Genomic DNA, 17,283 nt, shown 5'->3' with positions numbered 1-17,283 from the left:
GGGCCGACCCCTCGCCGCGTCGGCCCCTCCGGTGCCGGCTCCTCGCCGGCTCCGCTCAGCCCCGGCTCCGTCGCCGGGGCTTCGCGGCGAGCGCGTCACAGGGCCTCCGGCCCCCTTTCTCCCGTGCGTACGCGGATCACGGTGTCCACGGGCACGGACCAGACCTTGCCGTCGCCGATCTTCCCGGTGTGGGCGGCCTTGACGATGACGTCGATCACGTCCTCGGCGTCGTCCTCGTCGGCCAGGACCTCCAGGCGGACCTTGGGCACCAGGTCCACCTGGTATTCGGCGCCCCGGTAGACCTCGGTGTGGCCGCGCTGGCGGCCGTAGCCGCTGGCCTCGCTGACCGTCATGCCCTTGATGCCGAACTGTTCGAGGGCGGCCTTGACGTCGTCGAGCTTGAAAGGCTTGATGATCGCGGTGATGAGCCTCATGCGTCCACCTTCTTGGCGGCAGGAGCGGTGGGGGCGGTGGTGGGGGCGGCGGGGGTGCTCACGCCCGAGGCGTAAACGGTGCCGAGGTCGTAGCCGGTCTCGGCGTGGGTGGTGATGTCGATGCCGGTGACCTCGTCCTCGGCGGTGATCCGGAAGCCCATCGTCTTGTCGATGACCTTGCCGATGACCCAGGTGGCGACGAAGGAGTAGCCGCCGACCGCGATCGGGCCGAGGACCTGAAGGCCGAGCTGGCCGAACCCGCCGCCGTAGAACAGGCCCTTGCTCTGCTGCTCCAGGAACGGGTAGGCGGCCAGGAAGCCCAGCGACACGGCGCCGATGACGCCGCCCACCAGGTGGACGCCGACCACGTCGAGGGAGTCGTCGTAGCCGAGCCTGTACTTCAGGCCGACCGCGTAGGCGCAGATCGAGCCGGCCATCAGGCCGATGACCATCGCGGCCCACGGGTCCACGAAGCCGCACGCCGGGGTGACGGCGACCAGGCCGGCCACCGCTCCGGAGGCCACGCCGAGGCTGGTGGCGTGCCCGTCACGCAGCTTCTCCACGATGAGCCAGGCGCCCGCGGCGACCGCGGTGGCGATCTGGGTGTTCATGAACGCCAGGCCGGCGGTGCCGTCCACGGCCAGCTCGGAGCCGGCGTTGAAGCCGAACCAGCCGAACCACAGCAGGCCGGCGCCGAGCAGGACGAGGGTCAGGTTGTGCGGGCGCATCGGCTCCTTGCGCCACCCCTTGCGCTTGCCGATGACCAGGGCGAGGGCCAGACCGGCGGCGCCGGCGTTGATGTGGACGACCGTGCCGCCCGCGAAGTCCTCGATGCCCATGGTGTTCAACCAGCCGGTGCCCCAGACCCAGTGCGCCACCGGGAAGTAGACCAGGGTGACCCACACGACGCTGAAGAGCACCCACGAGCCGAACTTCGCGCGGTCCGCGATCGCGCCGCTGATCAGGGCGACCGTGATGATGGCGAACGTCAGCTGGAAGGCGGAGAAGACCAGGCTCGGCATGCCGGTGCCGTCGTCCTTGGTGGCGGTGTCCACCAGGCTCTGCAAGCCGAGGGCGTCGAAGCCGCCGATCACGTTGTTCAGCGCCGAGCTGGGATTGTCGGTGAACGCCAGCGAGTGCCCGAAGAGCACCCACGCGACGGTCACGGTGATGATGGCGGCGAACGACATCATCATCATGTTCAGGACGCTCTTGGCCCTGGTCATGCCGCCGTAGAAGAACGCGAGACCCGGCGTCATGAGCAACACCAGCGCGGTGGCCGCGAGCATCCAGGCTGTGGTGCCGCTGTCGATCTTCACGAAGCGACCCTCCCTTACGTGTGACGTGTGGCCACAGCGTGTTCTCCTGGGGTTTCGTGGCGCGACCAGGTGTGTTTCGCATGCGTGAATCTCGCCCTACGGGTGTTTCGACCGCGTTTCGGACGCCTCACCCCTCCCATAAGGGATGTGCGATAACAGGGGAAGGGGTGGTCAGCCGAGGCGCACGGGGTCGCCTTTCCTGATCCGGCCGGGCCGCGCCACCCGGGCGTACACCCCGGCGCAGGGCTGCGGGTCCATGCCGAACACCGGCACCCGGTTGTGCCGGGACACCGTGCGCAACGCGTCGGGATCGCGGTCCAGCGCGCCGTGGGCCAGGGTGGGGACGGCGCAGCGCGGGCTCGCGACGATGATCTCCAGCACCACCTCCGCGCCCACGCGCAGCCGCCGGCCCACCCAGTCGTTCTCGGGGAAGCCCTCCTGGTCGGTGGCGACGACCAGGTTGGGCCGGTAGCGGACGGCCTCGACCCGGCCTCGCGGGCCGAGCGCCCCGATGCGTTCCAGGGCGGCGGTCGTGATGAGGTGGACCGGCGCGAAGTCGAAGAACGTCCCGGCCGGCGCGCCGGCGCCCAGCGTGCTGACCGTGTAGGGAACCTCGGCCTCGATGCCCTCGGCCAGCACCCGCTCCGGCACCGACCGGTCCAGCTCGGCGCCCTCGGGCGGCGTGTCGATCACGCGTACCTCGCGGCCGAGCAGCCGCGACAGCTCCTCGTCGGCCGGGACCGCCGCACCTTCGAGGGTGAGCAGCCGCCGCCAGAGCCGGGGGTTCTTGGCGCTGGCGATCTTGCCCGTGGCGACGTCGAGCACCGCGCGCGCCCGGTCGCCGGCGAGCCCGCGCTCGCTCACCTCGCTCTCGGCGACCTCCTCGCCCAGCAGGGACTTGACCGGATAGCGCCGCAGCGTCTCGACATGCACGGGGCAAAGCCTACGGCCGCGCCCGGCTCCCCCGTGCGGGAGAACCGGGCGCGGCCGGCGGCGTGTCAGGCGGCCGCGGTGGCCATCTTGCGCAGGCGGGCCAGGGCGTCGCGCTCGATGCGGCGGGCGCGGTCGCGGCCGATGCCGTAGCGCTCGCCCACCTCCGTCAGCGTGTGCTCGCGCCCGTCCACCAGCCCGTAGCGCCAGCGCAGCATCTCGCTGGTCGGGCCCTCCAGGCCCATGAGCCACTGGTCGAGCCGCTCGCGCTCCAGGATGTCGATGGCCTGCTGCTCGGGGTCGGCCCAGGTCTCGTCGGCGATCATGTCGCCCAGCTCGGTCTCGTCCTCGTCGCCCACGCCGAGCTGCAGCGACACCGGGTCGGAGGCCCAGCGGCGCAGCTCGCGCACCCGCTCGATCGGCAGCTCCAGGATGTCGGCGAGGTCGTCGTCGGTCGGCTCGGCGTCGAACTCGGCCAGCATGTCGCGCCGCACCCGCATGAGCCGGGTCATCTGCTCCCCCGCGTGCGTGGGCAGCCGCACCGGCCGCGCCTGCTCGTGGATGGCCCGCCCCACCGACTGCCGGATCCACCACGTCGCGTACGTGGAGAACTTGTAGCCCCGCCGGTAGTCGAACTTCTCCACGGCCCGCACCAGGCCCAGGTTGCCCTCCTGGACCAGGTCGATGAGCGGCATCCCCCGGCCGGAGTACTTCCTGGCCACCGCCACCACCAGCCGCAGGTTGGCCTGGATGAACTCGTCCTTGGCCCGCTGGCCCGAGATGGCCAGGCGCTCCAGCTCCTCGTCGGCCGCGTCCCCGATGCGCGGCTCCGAGCCCCCGCTGTCGAGCAGCTGCTCGGCGAACAGGCCCGCCTCGATCCGCTTGGCGAGCTCAACCTCTTCCTCCGCCGTGAGCAGCGGGACCCTGCCGATCTCGGCCAGGTAGGTCCCCAGCAGATCGCGGTCCGCGACGTGCTGCTCCTGCGTGCGACTCCCCGTCGGCCTTGCCATCCCCTGGCACCTCGTTCCGCAGCTGCGTCCTATACCCGGCCAACGTCCGGGCCCAGGCAAAGATTCCCTAAAGCACTACGACCGAGGGATGGTTCTGGGCGTCCTCCTGAAGGAGGAGACCACGCTGAAACCCCTGGTGGGCAGGGGGTGAGGGGACGGCACGGCGGTTGAGGTGTCACGGCCAGCCTACGTCCGCGCGACCCGGCGCGCGCGGCTCCGCGAGCGCCGGTGCCGCGGGCGCCGGTGCCGGTGCCGCGGGATCAGCGGCGCGCGCGTCAGCGCAGGGCGCCGATCGCCTCGGCGAGCAGGGTGCCGACGTCGCCGAGCGCGTGCCGGCCCGCCGTGACCACGCGCCGGCCGCCGGAGACCACGGAGTGCACGTCGGCGGCCGTGGCCGCGAACACCACGGCCTCCGCCCCGGCCGCGCCCGCCGTGCGCACGCTGTCGAGTCGTACCGACACCAGGTCGGCCCAGGCGCCGGGCACCAGCAGGCCCGCGTCGGGGAAGCCCAGCGAGGTGTGGCCCGCGCAGGTGGCGGCGGCCAGCAGGTCGGCGGCGGCCCAGTGGCCGCGCCGGCCGGTGGCCAGGCGCTGGTCCAGCTCGACCGCGCGGGCCTCCTCGAACAGGTCGACGACGGCGTGGCTGTCGGAGCCGAGCGTGATCGCCGCGCCCCGGTCGGCGAGCGCCCGCGCGGGGCCGATGCCGTCGGCGAGGTCGCGCTCGGTGGTGGGGCACACGCACACGGACGCGCCCGAGGCGGCGAGCAGCTCGACGTCCTCGTCCGTGAGGTGGGTGGCGTGCACGGCGGTCGAGCGCGGCCCCAGCACGCCGTGCTCGTGCAGGACGCGGACCGGGGTGGCGGCGTACATCTCGGCGCAGGCGGAGTTCTCCGCCCGCTGCTCGGAGACGTGCGCGTGCAGGGGGACGGCGTGGCGGTGGGAGAACTCGGCGACGAGCGGCATCTGCTCGGCCGGCACCGCGCGGACCGAGTGCACGGCCGCCCCGATCTCCACCTCCGCCCGCCCGGCGTAGGCGGCGGCCAGGGCCTCGGCGCGGGCGGCCCAGCGCCCGGCGTCCCCGTCGCCGAAGCGGAGCTGCGCGCCCGACAGGGGGGCGCCCATGCCGCCGGTCAGGTAGCAGGTGTCGAGCAGCGCGATGCGCAGCCCGGCCGCGCGGGCGGCCTCGACCAGGGCGTGGCCCATGACGTTGGGATCGTCGTACGGCGTGCCGCCCGGCCCGTGGTGCAGGTAGTGGAACTCGCCCACGCAGGTGACGCCGGCCAGCGCCATCTCGGCGTACACGGCGGTGGCCAGGCGCAGGTAGGAGTCGGGGTCGAGCCGGGCCGCCACCTCGTACATACGCTCGCGCCAGGTCCAGAAGTCGCCCCCGCCCCGCTGCGCGGCGCCGCGCAGCGCTCGGTGGAAGGCGTGGGAGTGGGCGTCGGCCAGGCCGGGGACGGTGAGTCCGGCCAGCCGCTCGGCCCCGGGCGGCGGCGGGCCCTGGCCGATCCCGGCGATGCGCTCACCCTCGACCACCACCAGCACGCTCGCGGCGACGCCGTCGGGCAGCCATGCCTGCTCGCACCAGTACGTCAGCGACACAGATCCTCCAGCACGTCCGCCGGCGCCGATCCCGCCGCGCGGCCTGCCCGCTCAGCGGCCTCTTCCGAGGGGAAGGACCCGCCGGGGCCCGCCCCTGCGCGCGAGGCCCGGCATGGGGCCCACTCTAGGTGAAGGGGCCCCGGTCAGCTGGCGGGACCCGCGGCGGGGCGCACGGTCACCTCGGTGAGGTGGGCGTCGGGCCCGGCGTTGACGGCGGCCAGCACGGCCCGCGCCACGCTCTCGGCGGTGAGGTATTTGCCGGGCTCGAACGGGCCGCCCTCGTAGCGGCGGACCCCGTGCTGCATGTCGGTGGCGACGCGGCCCGGGTAGACGGTGGTGACCCGCAGCCCGGGCTCCTCCAGGCGCAGCGCGTCGGCGAACGCCCTGAGCGCGAACTTGCTGGCGGCGTAGGCGGCCCAGTGGGGGTTGGCGCGCTGGCCCGAGCCCGAGTTGACGCACACCACGTGCCCCTGGGCGCGGCGCAGCGCGGGCAGCAGCAGCCGGGTCAGCTCGGCGACCGCGACGACGTTGACCTCCAGGGTCTCCCGCCAGGCGGCGGCGGGCTGGTCGGCGATCAGCCCCATGCGGACGATCCCGGCGCTGTGCACCAGCAGGTCGAGCCGCTCGACGCCGGCGACGTCGGCCTCGGTGACCCGGGTCAGCTCCACCGGCCAGGGCCGGGCGTCGGGCAGCTCGGCCGCCACGGCGGCCAGGGCGTTCTCGTCCCGGCCGCCCAGGATGACGTGGTGGGTGGGCCCCAGCGCCCGGGCGACGGCCGCGCCGACGCCCCGCGAAGCGCCGGTGACCAGCGCCGTCGGTCGTTCAGTCATGGCGCCAGCTTAGGTCGGCGCGGCCACCGGCCTGATCACCGGCCTGATCACTGGCCTGATCACTGGCCTGATCACTGGCCTGATCACTGGCCTGATCACTGGCCTGATCACCGGTCTGACCATTGGGGAGGAACACGCCGGTCTCGCCGGTCATCCGCTCGTACTCCTCCAGCCGGGCCCGGGTGCGCAGCGGCGCCGCGTCGGCCATCGCCTCCACCAGGGCCATGACCAGGACGAGCGGCGCCGCGTGCGAGTCGAACACCAGCCGGTCGCCGACCGGCGCGTCCAGCACCACCTCCGCGGGGAAGCCGGGCCTGTCGGTGATCACGGCCACCCGGTAGCCGAGCCTGCCGGCGTACTCCAGGGCCTGCACGCTCTCGCGCGGGTAGCGCGGCAGCACCACGGCCAGCAGCCACTCCGCGCCCGCCCTGCGGACCGCGTGCAGGCCCTCCGCCAGCTCGGCCCCGCCGTGGGTGAACAGGCGCACGTCGGGGTGGACGCGGCGGGCGTAGCAGGCGAACGTGGTGGCCAGGCCGCACGATACGTGCAGCCCCACGACCGGCAGGGGCTCGGTGGCGGCAAGCTGCTCGCCCAGCTCCTTGAGCGGCAAGGAGCTCAGCCGGTCACGGACGGCGGCGAGGTTGCGGATCTCGCCGTCGATCGCGCTCCGCAGCAGGCTCTCCCGCGGCTCCCCCGGCCCGCCGCCGCCCAGCACCAGCGGGCGCAGCGCCTGGCGCAGGTCGGGATAGCCGGCGAAGCCGAGGACCGCGGCGAACCTGGTGACCGAGGGCTGGCTGACGCCGGCCCGCTCGGCCAGCTCGACGCTGGACAGGAAGATGGCCTCGTCCAAGTGCTCGCTGAGGTAGTGGGCGATCCTGCGCTGCACGGGCGACAGCCTCCGGCCATCAAGCAGCGTGCCCAGCCCACCGTGATATCCGTCCGCCACGCCACCTTCCAACGCCCGCCGCCCCCCGTTCTCATCCCTCCCTGCCGTCCCATCGTCCCCGATGACCTCGCCGTACTCCCCTGTGAGGCTCAGCCGACGAGGAACTGGGTGGCCGCCAGCTCCCGGTACAGCTCGTCCTCCCCCACCAGCTCGGCGTGCGTGCCCACGGCCCGTACGCCGCCCGCCTCCATCACCACGATCCGGTCGGCCCCGGTGACCGTGGAGAGCCGGTGGGCGATGACCAGCACGGTCGTCTCGCTCGCGACCTCGGCGATGACCTCGCGCAACCGCAGCTCGTTGACCGCGTCGAGCTGCGAGGTGGCCTCGTCGAGCAGCAGCAGCCGGGGCTTGCGCAGCAGCGCGCGGGCGATGGCGACGCGCTGGCGCTCGCCGCCGGACAGCAGCACGCCGCGGTGCCCGACCGGCGTCTCCAGCCCGTCGGGCAGCCGGGACACCAGGTCGTCGAGGCGGGTGCGGGCGATGGCGCGGCCCAGCTCCTCGTCGGTGACGTCGCGGGCGGCGAAGAGCAGGTTCTCGCGCAGCGTGCCGGCCAGGACGGGGGCGTCCTGCTCGACGTAGCCGAGGGTGGCGCGCAGCTCGCCGAGCGGCCAGTCGCGGATGTCCCGCCCGCCCACGGTGATCACGCCGCTCTGGTGGTCGTAGAAGCGCTCGATGAGGCCGAACACGGTGGACTTGCCCGCTCCGGACGGCCCGACCAGCGCGGTCAGCCCGCCGGGCGGCACCTCGAAGGTGACGCCGTCGTGGACGGGCGGCCGGTCCTCGGCGTAGCGGAACACCACGTCCCTGAAGGTGACGCCGACCGGCTCGCCGCCCACGGCGGCGGTGTCCGTGGCGGGCTCGGCGGGCAGCGCCTCGATCTCCTTGATCCGCTGGAGCGCGGCCAGGCCCTGCTGGAGCTGGACGCCGCCCTGGACGAGCTGCCCGATCGGCGAGACCAGGTAGAACAGGTACAGCAGGAACGCGATCAGCGACGAGACCTCCAGCGCCCCCGAGGAGACCCGGGCGCCGCCGACGCCCAGCACGGCGAGGAAGGCGATCTGCACGGCCATCCACGTGGCCACCCCGGCGAGCGAGGTCCAGCCGGCGACCTGCAAGCCCCGGTCGCGGGCGCGTACCGCCGCCTCGCCGACCACGGCGATCTCCCGCTCCTCCGCGCCGCTCGCCTTGACCGTCCGGTACGCCTGCAACGCCCGGTCCAGCACGGACCCCATCTCGCCGACGGCCTCCTGGGCTTGGGCCTGCGCCCGCTGGATGCGCGGCATGATCAGCGCCACGAGCCCGCCGACGACCACGATCACGCCGAGCGTGACGAGCAGCAGCACGCCGTCCATCGTCGCCATCATGACGATGGCCCCGGCCAGCATGAACACCGAGCCGACCGACTCGACGATGCCGTTGGTCAGCACCGCGCGCAGCAACGTGGTGTCGCCGGTCACCCGGGACAGCAGGTCGCCGGGCTTGAGCCGGTCCACGTCGGCGACCTTGAGCCGGAGCATCCGGTCCACGAGCCGGCGGCGGGCGCCGAGCACGACGCCCTCGCCGGTGCGCTCCATCAGGTAGCTGCCGCCCGCGGAGACGACCGCGCCGACCAGCACGGCCACGGTTAACCCCAGCAGCGGCCCGGTCATGGAGCCGCCGTGGCCGAAGGCGTCCACGACGTACTTGGCCAGCAACGGCATGGCGAGCCCCGCCACCGAGCCGATCAACCCCAGGAGCCCGCCCAGGACCAGGATCCTCCGGTACGGGCGGACGTAAGCCAGCAGTTCCTTGACCACGACATCCTCCTTATGACAGGTCCACCCCGGGCAACGAACAGGGCCCCGCGATCCGCACCACCCGGGCAGGGTCAACCTAAATTGACGACCTGAGTATGTCAACCTTGGTTGACCCTCCTCCTTGAGGAGGAGACCGGGTCTGCGACATCCGTGGCGGCCGCCCGGACGAATAGGCCGTCGAGGAACCCGGCCGGAACCTTGCAGCAACCCGATCAGCACCTGCGAAAGGACCCGAACATGGAGCTCCGGACCCACCGGCGCGCTCTGGTCGGACTCGGCCTGGCCGCAGCGGTCGCCGCGTCGTCACTGACCGCGCTCCGCACCGACTCCGGCGCCGCTTCCTCACACCGGGAGGCCCCGGCCATCTCGAACGACCCGCAGCACGACAACACCGACGTGTACGCGTTCGTCAGCCCCGACAAGCCCGACACCGTGACCCTGATCTCGAACTGGATCCCGTTCGAGGAGCCCAACGGCGGCCCCAACTTCTACCCGTTCGCCACCAGGTCGCGGCACAACATAAAGATCGACAACGACGGTGACGGCAAGACCGACATCACCTACGAGTGGACGTTCCGCAACGAGGACAAGCGCGGCAACACCACGTTCCTGTACAACAACGGCCCCGTCACCTCGCTGGACGACCCGAACCTGCTCTTCCGCCAGCGCTACACGCTCAGGCGGATCACGCCCGGCGGCTCGAAGACGCTGGTCAGCGACGGCATCGTCGCGCCCAGCAACGTCGGCGCCGCCTCCATGCCCAACTACGCCACCCTGCGCAACCAGGCCATCAAGAGCCTGCCGGGCGGCGGCAGGACCTACTCCGGGCAGGCGGACGAGGCGTTCTTCCTCGACCTGCGCGCCTTCGACCTGCTCTACGGCGGCGACCTGTCGGAGGTCGGCCAGGACACCCTCAGGGGCTACAACGTCAACACCATCGCCCTCCAGGTCCCCCAGTCCGACCTGGCGCTCAAGGGCGACGCCAAGCGCAACCCGGTGATCGGCATCTGCTCCACCACCGACAAGTTCAACGGCAGCTCGTTCGTGCAGGTCTCCCGCCTGTGCAACCCGCTGGTGAACGAGTTGGTGGCGGCCGCCGGCATGAAGGACGCCTACAACGCCCTCGACCCGTCGCGGGACGCGGACGTGAAGGCGCTGGTCAACCGGGTCACCGACCCCGAGCTGGCCAGGCTGCTGGAAACCCTCTACGGCATCAAGGCGCCCGCGACCCCGCGTGACGACCTGGTCGAGATCTTCCTGACCGGCATCGCCAAGCAGAACGGCCCCATCAAGGCCGACCTCAACTCGCAGGTGCTCAACCAGGACGCCGGCAAACTGCGCCCCTCCGAGCAACTGCGGCTGAACATGTCCATCCCGCCCACCAAGGACCCGAACAGGCTCGGCGTGCTCGGCGGCGACCTCCAGGGCTTCCCGAACGGCCGCCGGCTCGCCGACGACGTGGTGGACATCGAGCTGCAGGCCGTGGCCGGCGCCGCGCGGAGCGGCAAGCTCGTCCCCGGCCTGACGGACAAGGTGGACGCGAACGACAAGCCGTTCGACCAGGTGTTCCCGTACATCCCGCTGCCCGGCAACGTGGCGGTCAACCAGCGATAGCGCCCGACCGGCCGGCCCCCTCTCCAGGCCGGCCGGTCCTCCCCGGCGGCGGGCACCCCGTCTCCCACCGCCCGCCGCCCCAGAAAAGGGCCGGCCGGCCGTGCTCCCCGTCACGGCCGGCCGGCCCCACACCCAGCTCCGGAGTCCTCGACATGCGCGCGTTCGCCGTCTTCGCCGGCCTCGCCCTCCTCGGCGCGGTGGCCTTCACGATCGTCTCCTTCTCCGCACCCGCGAGCAGCCCCGCGGGGCCCGTGACCGCTGCCGGGCAGCCGCACCGCGAGACGCTGCAGGAGCGGCTCAGGCGCCTGCCCGGCGACCACCGCGGCTGGGCCCAGCTCGCCGGCCAGTACGTGGACCGCGCCAGGACCACCGGCGACCCGGCGTTCTACACCAAGGCGGAGGGCGCGCTGGCCAGGGCCGCCGCGCTGGACGCCGGCGACGACGCGGTCCTGACCGCCCGGGCGGCGCTGGCCGCCGGCCGCCACGAGTTCGCCGACGCGGCCCGGCTGGCCGAGCGCGCCATCGCCGCCAACCCGTACGGGGCCGCGGCCTACGGCGTGCTGGCCGACGCCAGGACCCAGCTCGGGGACCTAGCCGCCGCGCAGCGGGCCGTGGACAGGATGATGGGCCTGCGCCCGGGCGTCGCGGCCTTCGCCCGCGCCTCCTACGCCGCCGAGCTGCGCGGCGACCCGGACCGGGCCCGCGAGTACCTGGAGTACGCGCACGCCGACGCCTGGGCGCCGGCCGACGTCGCCTACGTCCGCTACTACCTGGGCGAGCTGGCCCTGCACGCGGGCGACCTGAGGACGGCGGCCGGCTGGTACGCCAAGGCCCTCCAGGCCGATCCCGCGTACACGCCCGCCCTCGCCGGGCAGGCCAGGGCGGCGGCGCTCGGCGGCCGCCTGGACGAGGCGCTGGACCTCTACCAGCGCGTGGTCACCCGCCTGCCGCTCCCCCAGTACCTCGTCGAGCAGGGCGAGGTCCGGCTCAAGGCCGGGCTGCGGCCCGACTGGACGCTGCTCGCCGCGCAGCGGCGGCTGTTCCAGGCGGCCGGCGTGTACGACGAGCTGACCGGCGCCGAGTTCGAGGCCGACCACGGCGACCCGCGCCGGGCCGTCCGGTACGCGCGCGCCGAGTACGCCCGCCACCCCAACCTGGTCGCCGCCGACGCCCTGGCGTGGGCGCTGTTCAGGGCCGGTGAGCCGGCCGAGGCGCTGCCGTACGCGAGGAAGGCCACCTCCACCGGCTGGCGCAACCCGCTGCTGCGCTACCACCGGGCCCGCATCGAGCAGGCCCTCGGGCTGTCCGCGCGGATCGACCCCGGCTTCGACCCGTCCCTGCCGGCCCTGGCGAGGTTCTCATGAAGGTGCTCAAGGCGATCCGGCTCGGCCTGCCGGCCGTGGTGGCCGGGCTGGTGCTCGCGGGGCCGCTGTCCGCGCTGCTGGCGGGGCCGGCCTCGGCGCATCCGCTCGGCAGGTTCACCGTCAACCACTACAACGGGCTGCTGGTCACGCCCGCCGGGATCCGCAACCTCGCGGTGGTGGACCTGGCCGAGCTGCCGACCCTGCAAGCGGCACCCGACGTGGGCGGGGACTACGCGGGCCGCCGCTGCGCCGTGCTGGCGGCGGCCCAGCGGCTGGTCGTGGCGGGGGTGGCGGTGCCGTGGCGGGTGGCGGGCGCCGGGTTCGCGTACGCGCCCGGCGAGGGCGGGCTGCGTACCAGCCGGTTGACCTGCCGGCTGGCGGCCGAGGTCCGCGCGGCGGGGGTGGTGGAGTTCGCCGACGCCTTCGAGCAGGACAGGATCGGCTGGCGGGAGATCAGCGCGGCGGGCGACGGGGTGCGGCTGACCGGCTCCTCGGTGCCGGCCGCGAGCGTCAGCGACGAGCTGCGCGCCTACCCGGAGGACCTGCTGTCCGACCCGCTCGACCAGCGCACCGCCCGGTTCACGGCCTCCGGCCCTGCTGAGGGGCCACCCGCGGCCGGGCGCCCGGCGGGCGGGGCCGGGCCCGGCGGGATCGGCGTCGGCGGGCCCGTGGGGGACGCGCTGGCCGCGCTGGACCGGACGTTCACCGGCCTGGTCGGGTCGGGCTCGCTGACGGTGCCGCTCGGGCTGCTGGCCGTCGGGCTGGCCGTGGTGCTGGGGGCGGGGCACGCGCTGATCCCCGGGCACGGCAAGACGATCATGGCCGCGTACCTGGCGGGGCGGCGCGGCCGGCCGCGCGACGCGGTCGTGGTGGGGGCCACGGTGACGGCCACGCACACGGCCGGGGTGCTCGTGGTGGGGCTGGTGCTGACGGCGTTCTCGGCGCTGGCCGGGGAGGCGGTGCTGGGCTGGCTGGGGGTGGCCAGCGGCGTCCTGATCGCCGTCATCGGCCTCCGCCTCCTCCTGAACGCCCGCGACCGCTCCGGGCACGCGCACGGGCATGGGCATGGGCATGGGCACGGGCACGGGCATGGACATGGACATGGCCACGGCCACGGCCACGGCCACGGCCACGGCTGCGGGCAGGCGTCTCCGCCGGGGCGCGCGGGGCTGGTGGGGCTCGGGGTGGCGGGCGGCCTGGTGCCCAGCCCGTCGGCGCTGGTCGTCCTGCTCGGCGCGATCGCCCTCGGCCGCACCTGGTTCGGCGTGGCGCTGGTGACGGCGTACGGGGCCGGCATGGCCGCGACCCTCACCGTCACCGGCCTCCTCCTGGTCAAGGTCGTGGACCGCCTGGAGCGCCGCGCCGCCGCGGGCCGCCGCCTGGCCGCCCGCCTGTCCGGCCTGGCCCCGCTGGGCACGGCCGCGATGGTGGTGCTCCTGGGCGCGGGCCTGGCCCTGCGCTCGGCCGCCGCCCTCTAGCGCCGCTCCGCCCTCGCCCCTATAGTCATGTCCATGACTATTCATGGTCGTGAGTGACGATGGCCCTCCGTCACGCCGTCCTCGCCGCCCTCCTCGACGGCGAGCACAGCGGCTACCAGCTCACCAAGGTCTTCGACGTCGGCGTCGCCAACTTCTGGTACGCCTCCCCCCAGCAGCTCTACGCCGAGCTGGCCAGGCTGGAGGCCGACGGCCTGGTGGCCGGCCGCGAGGTGGTCCAGCGGGGCCGCCCAAACAAGCGGGTCTTCACCGTCACCGGCGCCGGCCTCGACGAGCTGGCCGCCTTCGCCGCCGCCCCGCCCAAGCCGCTGCTCCTGCGCGACGACCTGGTGGTCCGGGTCCACGCGGTGGACGCCCTCGACCCGGCCCCCGTCATCGCCCAGCTGCACGAGCGGGCCGCCGCGGCCGCCGCCAAGCTGGAGCTGTTCGAGCGGACGCTGCTGCACCTGCGCGACGGCCGCGACGAGGAGACGTTCCTGCGCGAGGGCGAGCGCGTGGGCCCCTACCTGTCGTGCCTGGCCGGCTGCCGGCTGGAGCGCGAGGTCCGCGACTGGTCCCTGAGCACCGCCCGCGCGCTCGCCGCGCGCGCCGCCGGCAAGGAGCTGCCCTGATGTACACCCGCTACGTGGCGCTCGGCGACAGCCAGACCGAGGGCCTGGGCGACGGGGACGACGTGCGCGGCCACCGCGGCTGGGCCGACCGCCTCGCCGAGCACCTGGACCGCACGGTCAGCCCCGGCCTGCTCTACGCCAACCTCGCCGTCCGCGGCCGCCTGGCCGCCCAGATCCGCGACGAGCAGCTGCCCGCCGCCCTGGAGCTGCGCCCCGACCTGGCCACGGTCATGGCGGGCATGAACGACCTGATCCGCCCCGGCTTCGACGCCGCCCGCGTGGCGGGGGCGCTGGAGGACATGTACGCGGCCCTGACCGCCACCGGCGCGCGCGTGGTCGCCGTGACCTTCCCCGACATCGGCGCGATCATGCCGCTGGCCCGCCCGCTCCTGCCGCGCGTGCTCGACCTGAACGCCCGCATCAGGCAGGCCGCCGCCCGTCACGGGGTGACGCTGCTGGACTCCTTCCCGCTGGCGTTCGCCACCGACGCCCGCATGTGGAGCTCCGACCGCCTGCACGCCAGCCCGGAGGGCCACGCCCGCATCGCCGCCGCGGTCGCCCACGCCCTGGAGCTGCCGGACGGCGGCGACACCTCCTGGAGGGACCCGTTCCCGCCCCTGGCGGCGTCCCGGGCGTGGCGGGCCGTGGCGGCGGAGGCGCGCTGGCTGGGCACGTTCGCGGGGCCCTGGCTGGCCCGCCGGCTGCGCGGCCGCTCCTCCGGCGACGGCCGCACCGCCAAGCGGCCGGTGCTCGCGCCTGTGGGTCAGTCGAGCTCGGGCACGTCGCCGGCGTCGTAGTCGACGTCGCCGTCGTCGGCCCGGCGCAGCTTGATGTCCTCCACCCAGCCCTGGACGAACCGCCGGATCTCCCTGACGCGCTCCCTGGTGACGCCGTGGGCCTCGAACGCCTCGTCGTCCATGAGATCGACGTACTCCAGCCGCATGAGCAGCTCGTGGACCGAGAAGTAGTCGTTGTGCAGCACGGCGAGCTGTTCGAGCGCGCGGTAGGAGTAGAGGTGCGCCACGGCCGCGATGTCGATGATGTCGCGGGCCAGGCTGCGCTCGTGCACGGCCCGCATCTTGAGCCCCACGGCGTCGTCGAGCCCGAGCACGTCGATCGTGCCGCGGGTGACCGGCTGCTGCTGCAACGCCTCGCGCAGCAGGTCGAACTCGCAGGTCTCGCCGGTCGCCGGGTCGGTGATGAGCAGGCGGCCCATGCGCGGCGTGACCTCGACGATCTCCGCCTTCAGCCCGGCGCCGCGGAAGGCCGCCGCGACGCCGTCGGCGACCTCGGGCAGCGGGATCTCCATGGCGGTGGCGAAGTCGAGGTCTCTGCTGGGACGGTCGGTGAAGCCGTGCGCCTTGATCGCGTAGCCGCCCGCGAGCACCAGGCCGTAGCGCCCGCACACCGGCAGCAGGGCCTGGACCAGCCGCTCCTGGAAGGGGGGCAGGCGCATCAGGCGGCCCGCTCGCGGCGCAGCGGCAGCTTGCGCTCCCAGGCGTGCCGGTAGGCGGGCCCGAGCCCCCTGCGCAGCAGCGGCCAGTCGGCCACGAGGAGGCCGGCGTTGAGGTAGGTCTCGTAGTCGACGCGGCGCCCGGTGGTGATGACGGTGCGGTAGAGCTCCATCCGGATCTTGAGCTGCGACAGGTCGAACTCGGTCAGCCCCGACCAGGCGAGATGGGGCGGCAGGGCGACGACGCCCTCGGCCGGACCGCGCAGGTCGGCCAGGGAGTCGGGGACCTTGTCCGCCAGGCCCTCGTACAGCGGAGGCAGTGCCATGAGTCAAGTATGCCGACGGCCGCGCCGGGTGGAAGGCAGATCGTGCCGCCCGGACAGGAACTCCTGGAAGGCGATCTTGGCCCGGATCACCGGCCGCCGCCACCGCTCCTCCCGGCGGACCGCCCGCGCCATCTTGCGCGGCGAGCGCCGGGCGAAGAACCAGTGCGCCCACGGCGACCCCGGCCGGGCCAGCCGGATCGCCCCCACCAGCAGCATGGGCGGCAGGAACAACCCGGCCATGCCGGTCCAGATCTTCCCCTTGAGCAGGGTGATCACGGCCAGCACCAGGTTGGCCACGATGAGCGCGGCCGGGTTGACGATCGGCGGGCCGTAGTCCCAGGTGAGCGGCCGCAGCCCGATGAGCAGCAGGCCGGTCACGGCGACCGCGATGAACACCGCGTCCACCGAGGTCCGGCCCTCCTCCTCCCAGTACACGTCGTGCAGGTGCAGGATCAGCGCGAACTCGTCCAGGACCAGGGCCGAGCCGACCCCGAACACGCACGCCGCCATCACGTGCCCCGCCTGCGAGGCGGGCGGCACGATGAGCCCGGTGACGCCTCCGACGAGCATGAGCACCACGCCGAAGACGACGTGGTGGATGTGCATCTCCCCGACGCTGACGTTGCGGAACCAGCCGATCTTCGCCCTGATCAGCCGGACGTTGATGCGGGTGGCGATGAACGCCACGATGAGCGTGACGAAGTAGCAGAACAGCGGCAGCCGTCCCGTGGCGACGATGGTGTGCTGGAACCAATCCCCCATGACTTGAAAACGATGCTACGAGGCGAATGCCCCTTCAGCGCGGCCGTTTCGTCAGGACAGGAACGCCCGCAGCAGCGCGGCGGTGCCTTCCAGGTGCTCGGTCATCGCCCGCCGGGCGGCGTCCGGGTCGCCGGACAGGATGGCGTCCACGATGGCGCGGTGCTGGACGGCGGCGTGGTCCAGGTTGACCTGGAGCATCGGGATGGCGTTGAGCAGGTCGCTGACCCGGGAGCGGGCGTCGGCGCACGCCTTGGCCAGCAGGGCGGAGCCGGTCAGCTCGGCGATCGACAGGTGGAAGGCCGTGTCGAGGCGGCGGTAGTCGCCGGGGGACGCCTCGTCCAGCTCGGCGAGGCGGCGCAGCAGCAGGGCGCGCCGGTCCGCGTCGAGCGCCACGCCGGCCAGCACCTGGGCGGCGCCGCACTCGACGACCAGGCGGAAGGTCAGGGCGTCGGCCAGGTCGTCGTGGCCCATCTCGGCGACGGCCTGGCGCAGGTCGCCGGCGTCCGGGGCGGGCGGCTCGTAGGTGACGAACGCCCCGCCGTAGCGGCCCCGGCGCACTTCGAGGTAGCCGGCGTCGGACAGCGCGCGGATCGCCTCGCGCAGCGTGACCCGGCTGATGCCGAGCCGGACGGCCAGCTCGCGCTCGGGGGGCAGCTTGCCGCCCGGCGGCACCACGCCGAGCTTGATGGCCTGGAGCAGCCGTTCCACGGTCTCCTCGAAGGCGTTACCGGCTCGCACGGGGCGCAGCACGGTCATCAGTCGCGCCGACTCGTCCAACATGTCCTCGGGTC

The 17,283-nt window shown here is 73.8% G+C and carries 17 protein-coding genes; 5 read left to right on the top strand and 12 right to left on the bottom strand.

The genetic code is table 11. From position 1 onward, the window contains the following. Positions 1 to 95 precede the first annotated feature (95 nt). The 8 genes from AB0H75_RS04740 to AB0H75_RS04705 all read right to left on the bottom strand — a co-directional run bounded on the left by AB0H75_RS04740 (position 96) and on the right by AB0H75_RS04705 (position 8,866). Positions 96 to 434, bottom strand: a complete 339-nt coding sequence (locus AB0H75_RS04740; RefSeq protein ID WP_080042393.1) for a P-II family nitrogen regulator — start codon at positions 432 to 434, stop codon at positions 96 to 98. After that, the gene (locus AB0H75_RS04735; protein ID WP_367790327.1) at positions 431 to 1,753 is read right to left on the bottom strand and encodes an ammonium transporter; all 1,323 of its coding nucleotides are present in this window, start codon (positions 1,751 to 1,753) and stop codon (positions 431 to 433) included. Before AB0H75_RS04735 ends, AB0H75_RS04740 begins: the two co-directional genes overlap by 4 nt. A gap of 171 nt (positions 1,754 to 1,924) precedes the next feature. Further along, positions 1,925 to 2,686 carry an MOSC domain-containing protein gene (locus tag AB0H75_RS04730; protein WP_367790324.1) on the bottom strand — a complete coding sequence of 254 codons (762 nt, stop codon included), beginning with the start codon at positions 2,684 to 2,686 and terminating at the stop codon, positions 1,925 to 1,927. Between the two features lie 65 nt (positions 2,687 to 2,751). Continuing rightward, the gene (locus AB0H75_RS04725) at positions 2,752 to 3,693 is read right to left on the bottom strand and encodes an RNA polymerase sigma factor RpoD/SigA (protein WP_367790321.1); all 942 of its coding nucleotides are present in this window, start codon (positions 3,691 to 3,693) and stop codon (positions 2,752 to 2,754) included. A 275-nt stretch (positions 3,694 to 3,968) separates the two neighbouring features. After that, positions 3,969 to 5,294 carry a formimidoylglutamate deiminase gene (locus AB0H75_RS04720; RefSeq protein WP_367790318.1) on the bottom strand — a complete coding sequence of 442 codons (1,326 nt, stop codon included), beginning with the start codon at positions 5,292 to 5,294 and terminating at the stop codon, positions 3,969 to 3,971. Positions 5,295 to 5,437: 143 nt separating this feature from the next. Then, a complete protein-coding gene (locus AB0H75_RS04715) occupies positions 5,438 to 6,124 on the bottom strand; it encodes an SDR family oxidoreductase (RefSeq protein WP_367790314.1) in 687 nt (228 codons plus the stop codon). Continuing rightward, positions 6,117 to 7,010 carry a MurR/RpiR family transcriptional regulator gene (locus AB0H75_RS04710; protein ID WP_367790311.1) on the bottom strand — a complete coding sequence of 298 codons (894 nt, stop codon included), beginning with the start codon at positions 7,008 to 7,010 and terminating at the stop codon, positions 6,117 to 6,119. The genes AB0H75_RS04715 and AB0H75_RS04710 overlap by 8 nt, the downstream gene beginning before the upstream one ends. Before the next feature lie 149 nt (positions 7,011 to 7,159). After that, positions 7,160 to 8,866 (bottom strand): ABC transporter ATP-binding protein, encoded by a 1,707-nt coding sequence (locus tag AB0H75_RS04705; RefSeq protein ID WP_367790308.1) that lies wholly within the window; start codon positions 8,864 to 8,866, stop codon positions 7,160 to 7,162. Between the two features lie 237 nt (positions 8,867 to 9,103). Here AB0H75_RS04705 and AB0H75_RS04700 point away from each other — a divergent pair, with 237 nt between their 5' ends. The 5 genes from AB0H75_RS04700 to AB0H75_RS04680 all read left to right on the top strand — a co-directional run bounded on the left by AB0H75_RS04700 (position 9,104) and on the right by AB0H75_RS04680 (position 14,748). After that, complete coding sequence (locus AB0H75_RS04700) at positions 9,104 to 10,480, top strand: DUF4331 domain-containing protein (protein ID WP_367790305.1); 1,377 nt, start codon at positions 9,104 to 9,106, stop codon at positions 10,478 to 10,480. Positions 10,481 to 10,632: 152 nt separating this feature from the next. Further along, positions 10,633 to 11,844: a tetratricopeptide repeat protein gene (locus AB0H75_RS04695; protein WP_367790302.1), complete on the top strand. Its 1,212-nt coding sequence runs from the start codon at positions 10,633 to 10,635 to the stop codon at positions 11,842 to 11,844. Then, positions 11,841 to 13,322: a nickel/cobalt transporter gene (locus AB0H75_RS04690; protein ID WP_367790299.1), complete on the top strand. Its 1,482-nt coding sequence runs from the start codon at positions 11,841 to 11,843 to the stop codon at positions 13,320 to 13,322. The genes AB0H75_RS04695 and AB0H75_RS04690 overlap by 4 nt, the downstream gene beginning before the upstream one ends. Positions 13,323 to 13,381: 59 nt before the next feature. Next, the gene (locus tag AB0H75_RS04685; protein WP_367790296.1) at positions 13,382 to 13,951 is read left to right on the top strand and encodes a PadR family transcriptional regulator; all 570 of its coding nucleotides are present in this window, start codon (positions 13,382 to 13,384) and stop codon (positions 13,949 to 13,951) included. Continuing rightward, positions 13,951 to 14,748, top strand: coding sequence for an SGNH/GDSL hydrolase family protein (locus AB0H75_RS04680; protein ID WP_367790293.1), 798 nt, complete (start codon positions 13,951 to 13,953; stop codon positions 14,746 to 14,748). The genes AB0H75_RS04685 and AB0H75_RS04680 overlap by 1 nt, the downstream gene beginning before the upstream one ends. On the opposite strand, the gene AB0H75_RS04675 is transcribed toward AB0H75_RS04680, so the two are convergent. From AB0H75_RS04675 to AB0H75_RS04660, 4 genes are read right to left on the bottom strand one after another with little or no spacing between them, the layout of a single operon-like run. Further along, on the bottom strand, positions 14,715 to 15,407 hold the full coding sequence (locus AB0H75_RS04675) for a nucleotidyl transferase AbiEii/AbiGii toxin family protein (RefSeq protein WP_367790291.1): 693 nt from the start codon (positions 15,405 to 15,407) through the stop codon (positions 14,715 to 14,717). The two genes, AB0H75_RS04680 and AB0H75_RS04675, sit on opposite strands and share 34 nt — an antisense overlap. Then, positions 15,407 to 15,730: a hypothetical protein gene (locus AB0H75_RS04670; protein WP_367790288.1), complete on the bottom strand. Its 324-nt coding sequence runs from the start codon at positions 15,728 to 15,730 to the stop codon at positions 15,407 to 15,409. Before AB0H75_RS04670 ends, AB0H75_RS04675 begins: the two co-directional genes overlap by 1 nt. Positions 15,731 to 15,733: 3 nt before the next feature. Next, complete coding sequence (locus tag AB0H75_RS04665) at positions 15,734 to 16,492, bottom strand: hypothetical protein (RefSeq protein ID WP_367790285.1); 759 nt, start codon at positions 16,490 to 16,492, stop codon at positions 15,734 to 15,736. 51 nt (positions 16,493 to 16,543) lie between these two features. Beyond that, entirely contained in the window at positions 16,544 to 17,272 is a 729-nt protein-coding gene (locus tag AB0H75_RS04660; RefSeq protein ID WP_367790282.1) for a FadR/GntR family transcriptional regulator, read from the bottom strand. Between the last annotated feature and the right edge of the window lie 11 nt (positions 17,273 to 17,283).

This window comes from Nonomuraea sp. NPDC050783 (assembly GCF_040802095.1).
In the GTDB taxonomy this organism is placed as follows: domain Bacteria; phylum Actinomycetota; class Actinomycetes; order Streptosporangiales; family Streptosporangiaceae; genus Nonomuraea.
The sequence above is the reverse complement of the archived record's forward strand: the minus strand, read 5'-3'. Positions and strand labels throughout refer to the sequence as shown.

What these genes read in the sequence shown, in the direction of transcription:
- AB0H75_RS04740 (WP_080042393.1), bottom strand. Translation starts at nt 434, where the DNA reads ATGAGGCTCATCACCGCGATCATCAAGCCTTTCAAGCTCGACGACGTC.
- AB0H75_RS04725 (WP_367790321.1), bottom strand. Translation starts at nt 3,693, where the DNA reads ATGGCAAGGCCGACGGGGAGTCGCACGCAGGAGCAGCACGTCGCGGAC.
- AB0H75_RS04715 (WP_367790314.1), bottom strand. Translation starts at nt 6,124, where the DNA reads ATGACTGAACGACCGACGGCGCTGGTCACCGGCGCTTCGCGGGGCGTC.
- AB0H75_RS04700 (WP_367790305.1), top strand. Translation starts at nt 9,104, where the DNA reads ATGGAGCTCCGGACCCACCGGCGCGCTCTGGTCGGACTCGGCCTGGCC.
- AB0H75_RS04695 (WP_367790302.1), top strand. Translation starts at nt 10,633, where the DNA reads ATGCGCGCGTTCGCCGTCTTCGCCGGCCTCGCCCTCCTCGGCGCGGTG.
- AB0H75_RS04690 (WP_367790299.1), top strand. Translation starts at nt 11,841, where the DNA reads ATGAAGGTGCTCAAGGCGATCCGGCTCGGCCTGCCGGCCGTGGTGGCC.
- AB0H75_RS04685 (WP_367790296.1), top strand. Translation starts at nt 13,382, where the DNA reads ATGGCCCTCCGTCACGCCGTCCTCGCCGCCCTCCTCGACGGCGAGCAC.
- AB0H75_RS04680 (WP_367790293.1), top strand. Translation starts at nt 13,951, where the DNA reads ATGTACACCCGCTACGTGGCGCTCGGCGACAGCCAGACCGAGGGCCTG.
- AB0H75_RS04675 (WP_367790291.1), bottom strand. Translation starts at nt 15,407, where the DNA reads ATGCGCCTGCCCCCCTTCCAGGAGCGGCTGGTCCAGGCCCTGCTGCCG.
- AB0H75_RS04670 (WP_367790288.1), bottom strand. Translation starts at nt 15,730, where the DNA reads ATGGCACTGCCTCCGCTGTACGAGGGCCTGGCGGACAAGGTCCCCGAC.
- AB0H75_RS04665 (WP_367790285.1), bottom strand. Translation starts at nt 16,492, where the DNA reads ATGGGGGATTGGTTCCAGCACACCATCGTCGCCACGGGACGGCTGCCG.
- AB0H75_RS04660 (WP_367790282.1), bottom strand. Translation starts at nt 17,272, where the DNA reads ATGTTGGACGAGTCGGCGCGACTGATGACCGTGCTGCGCCCCGTGCGA.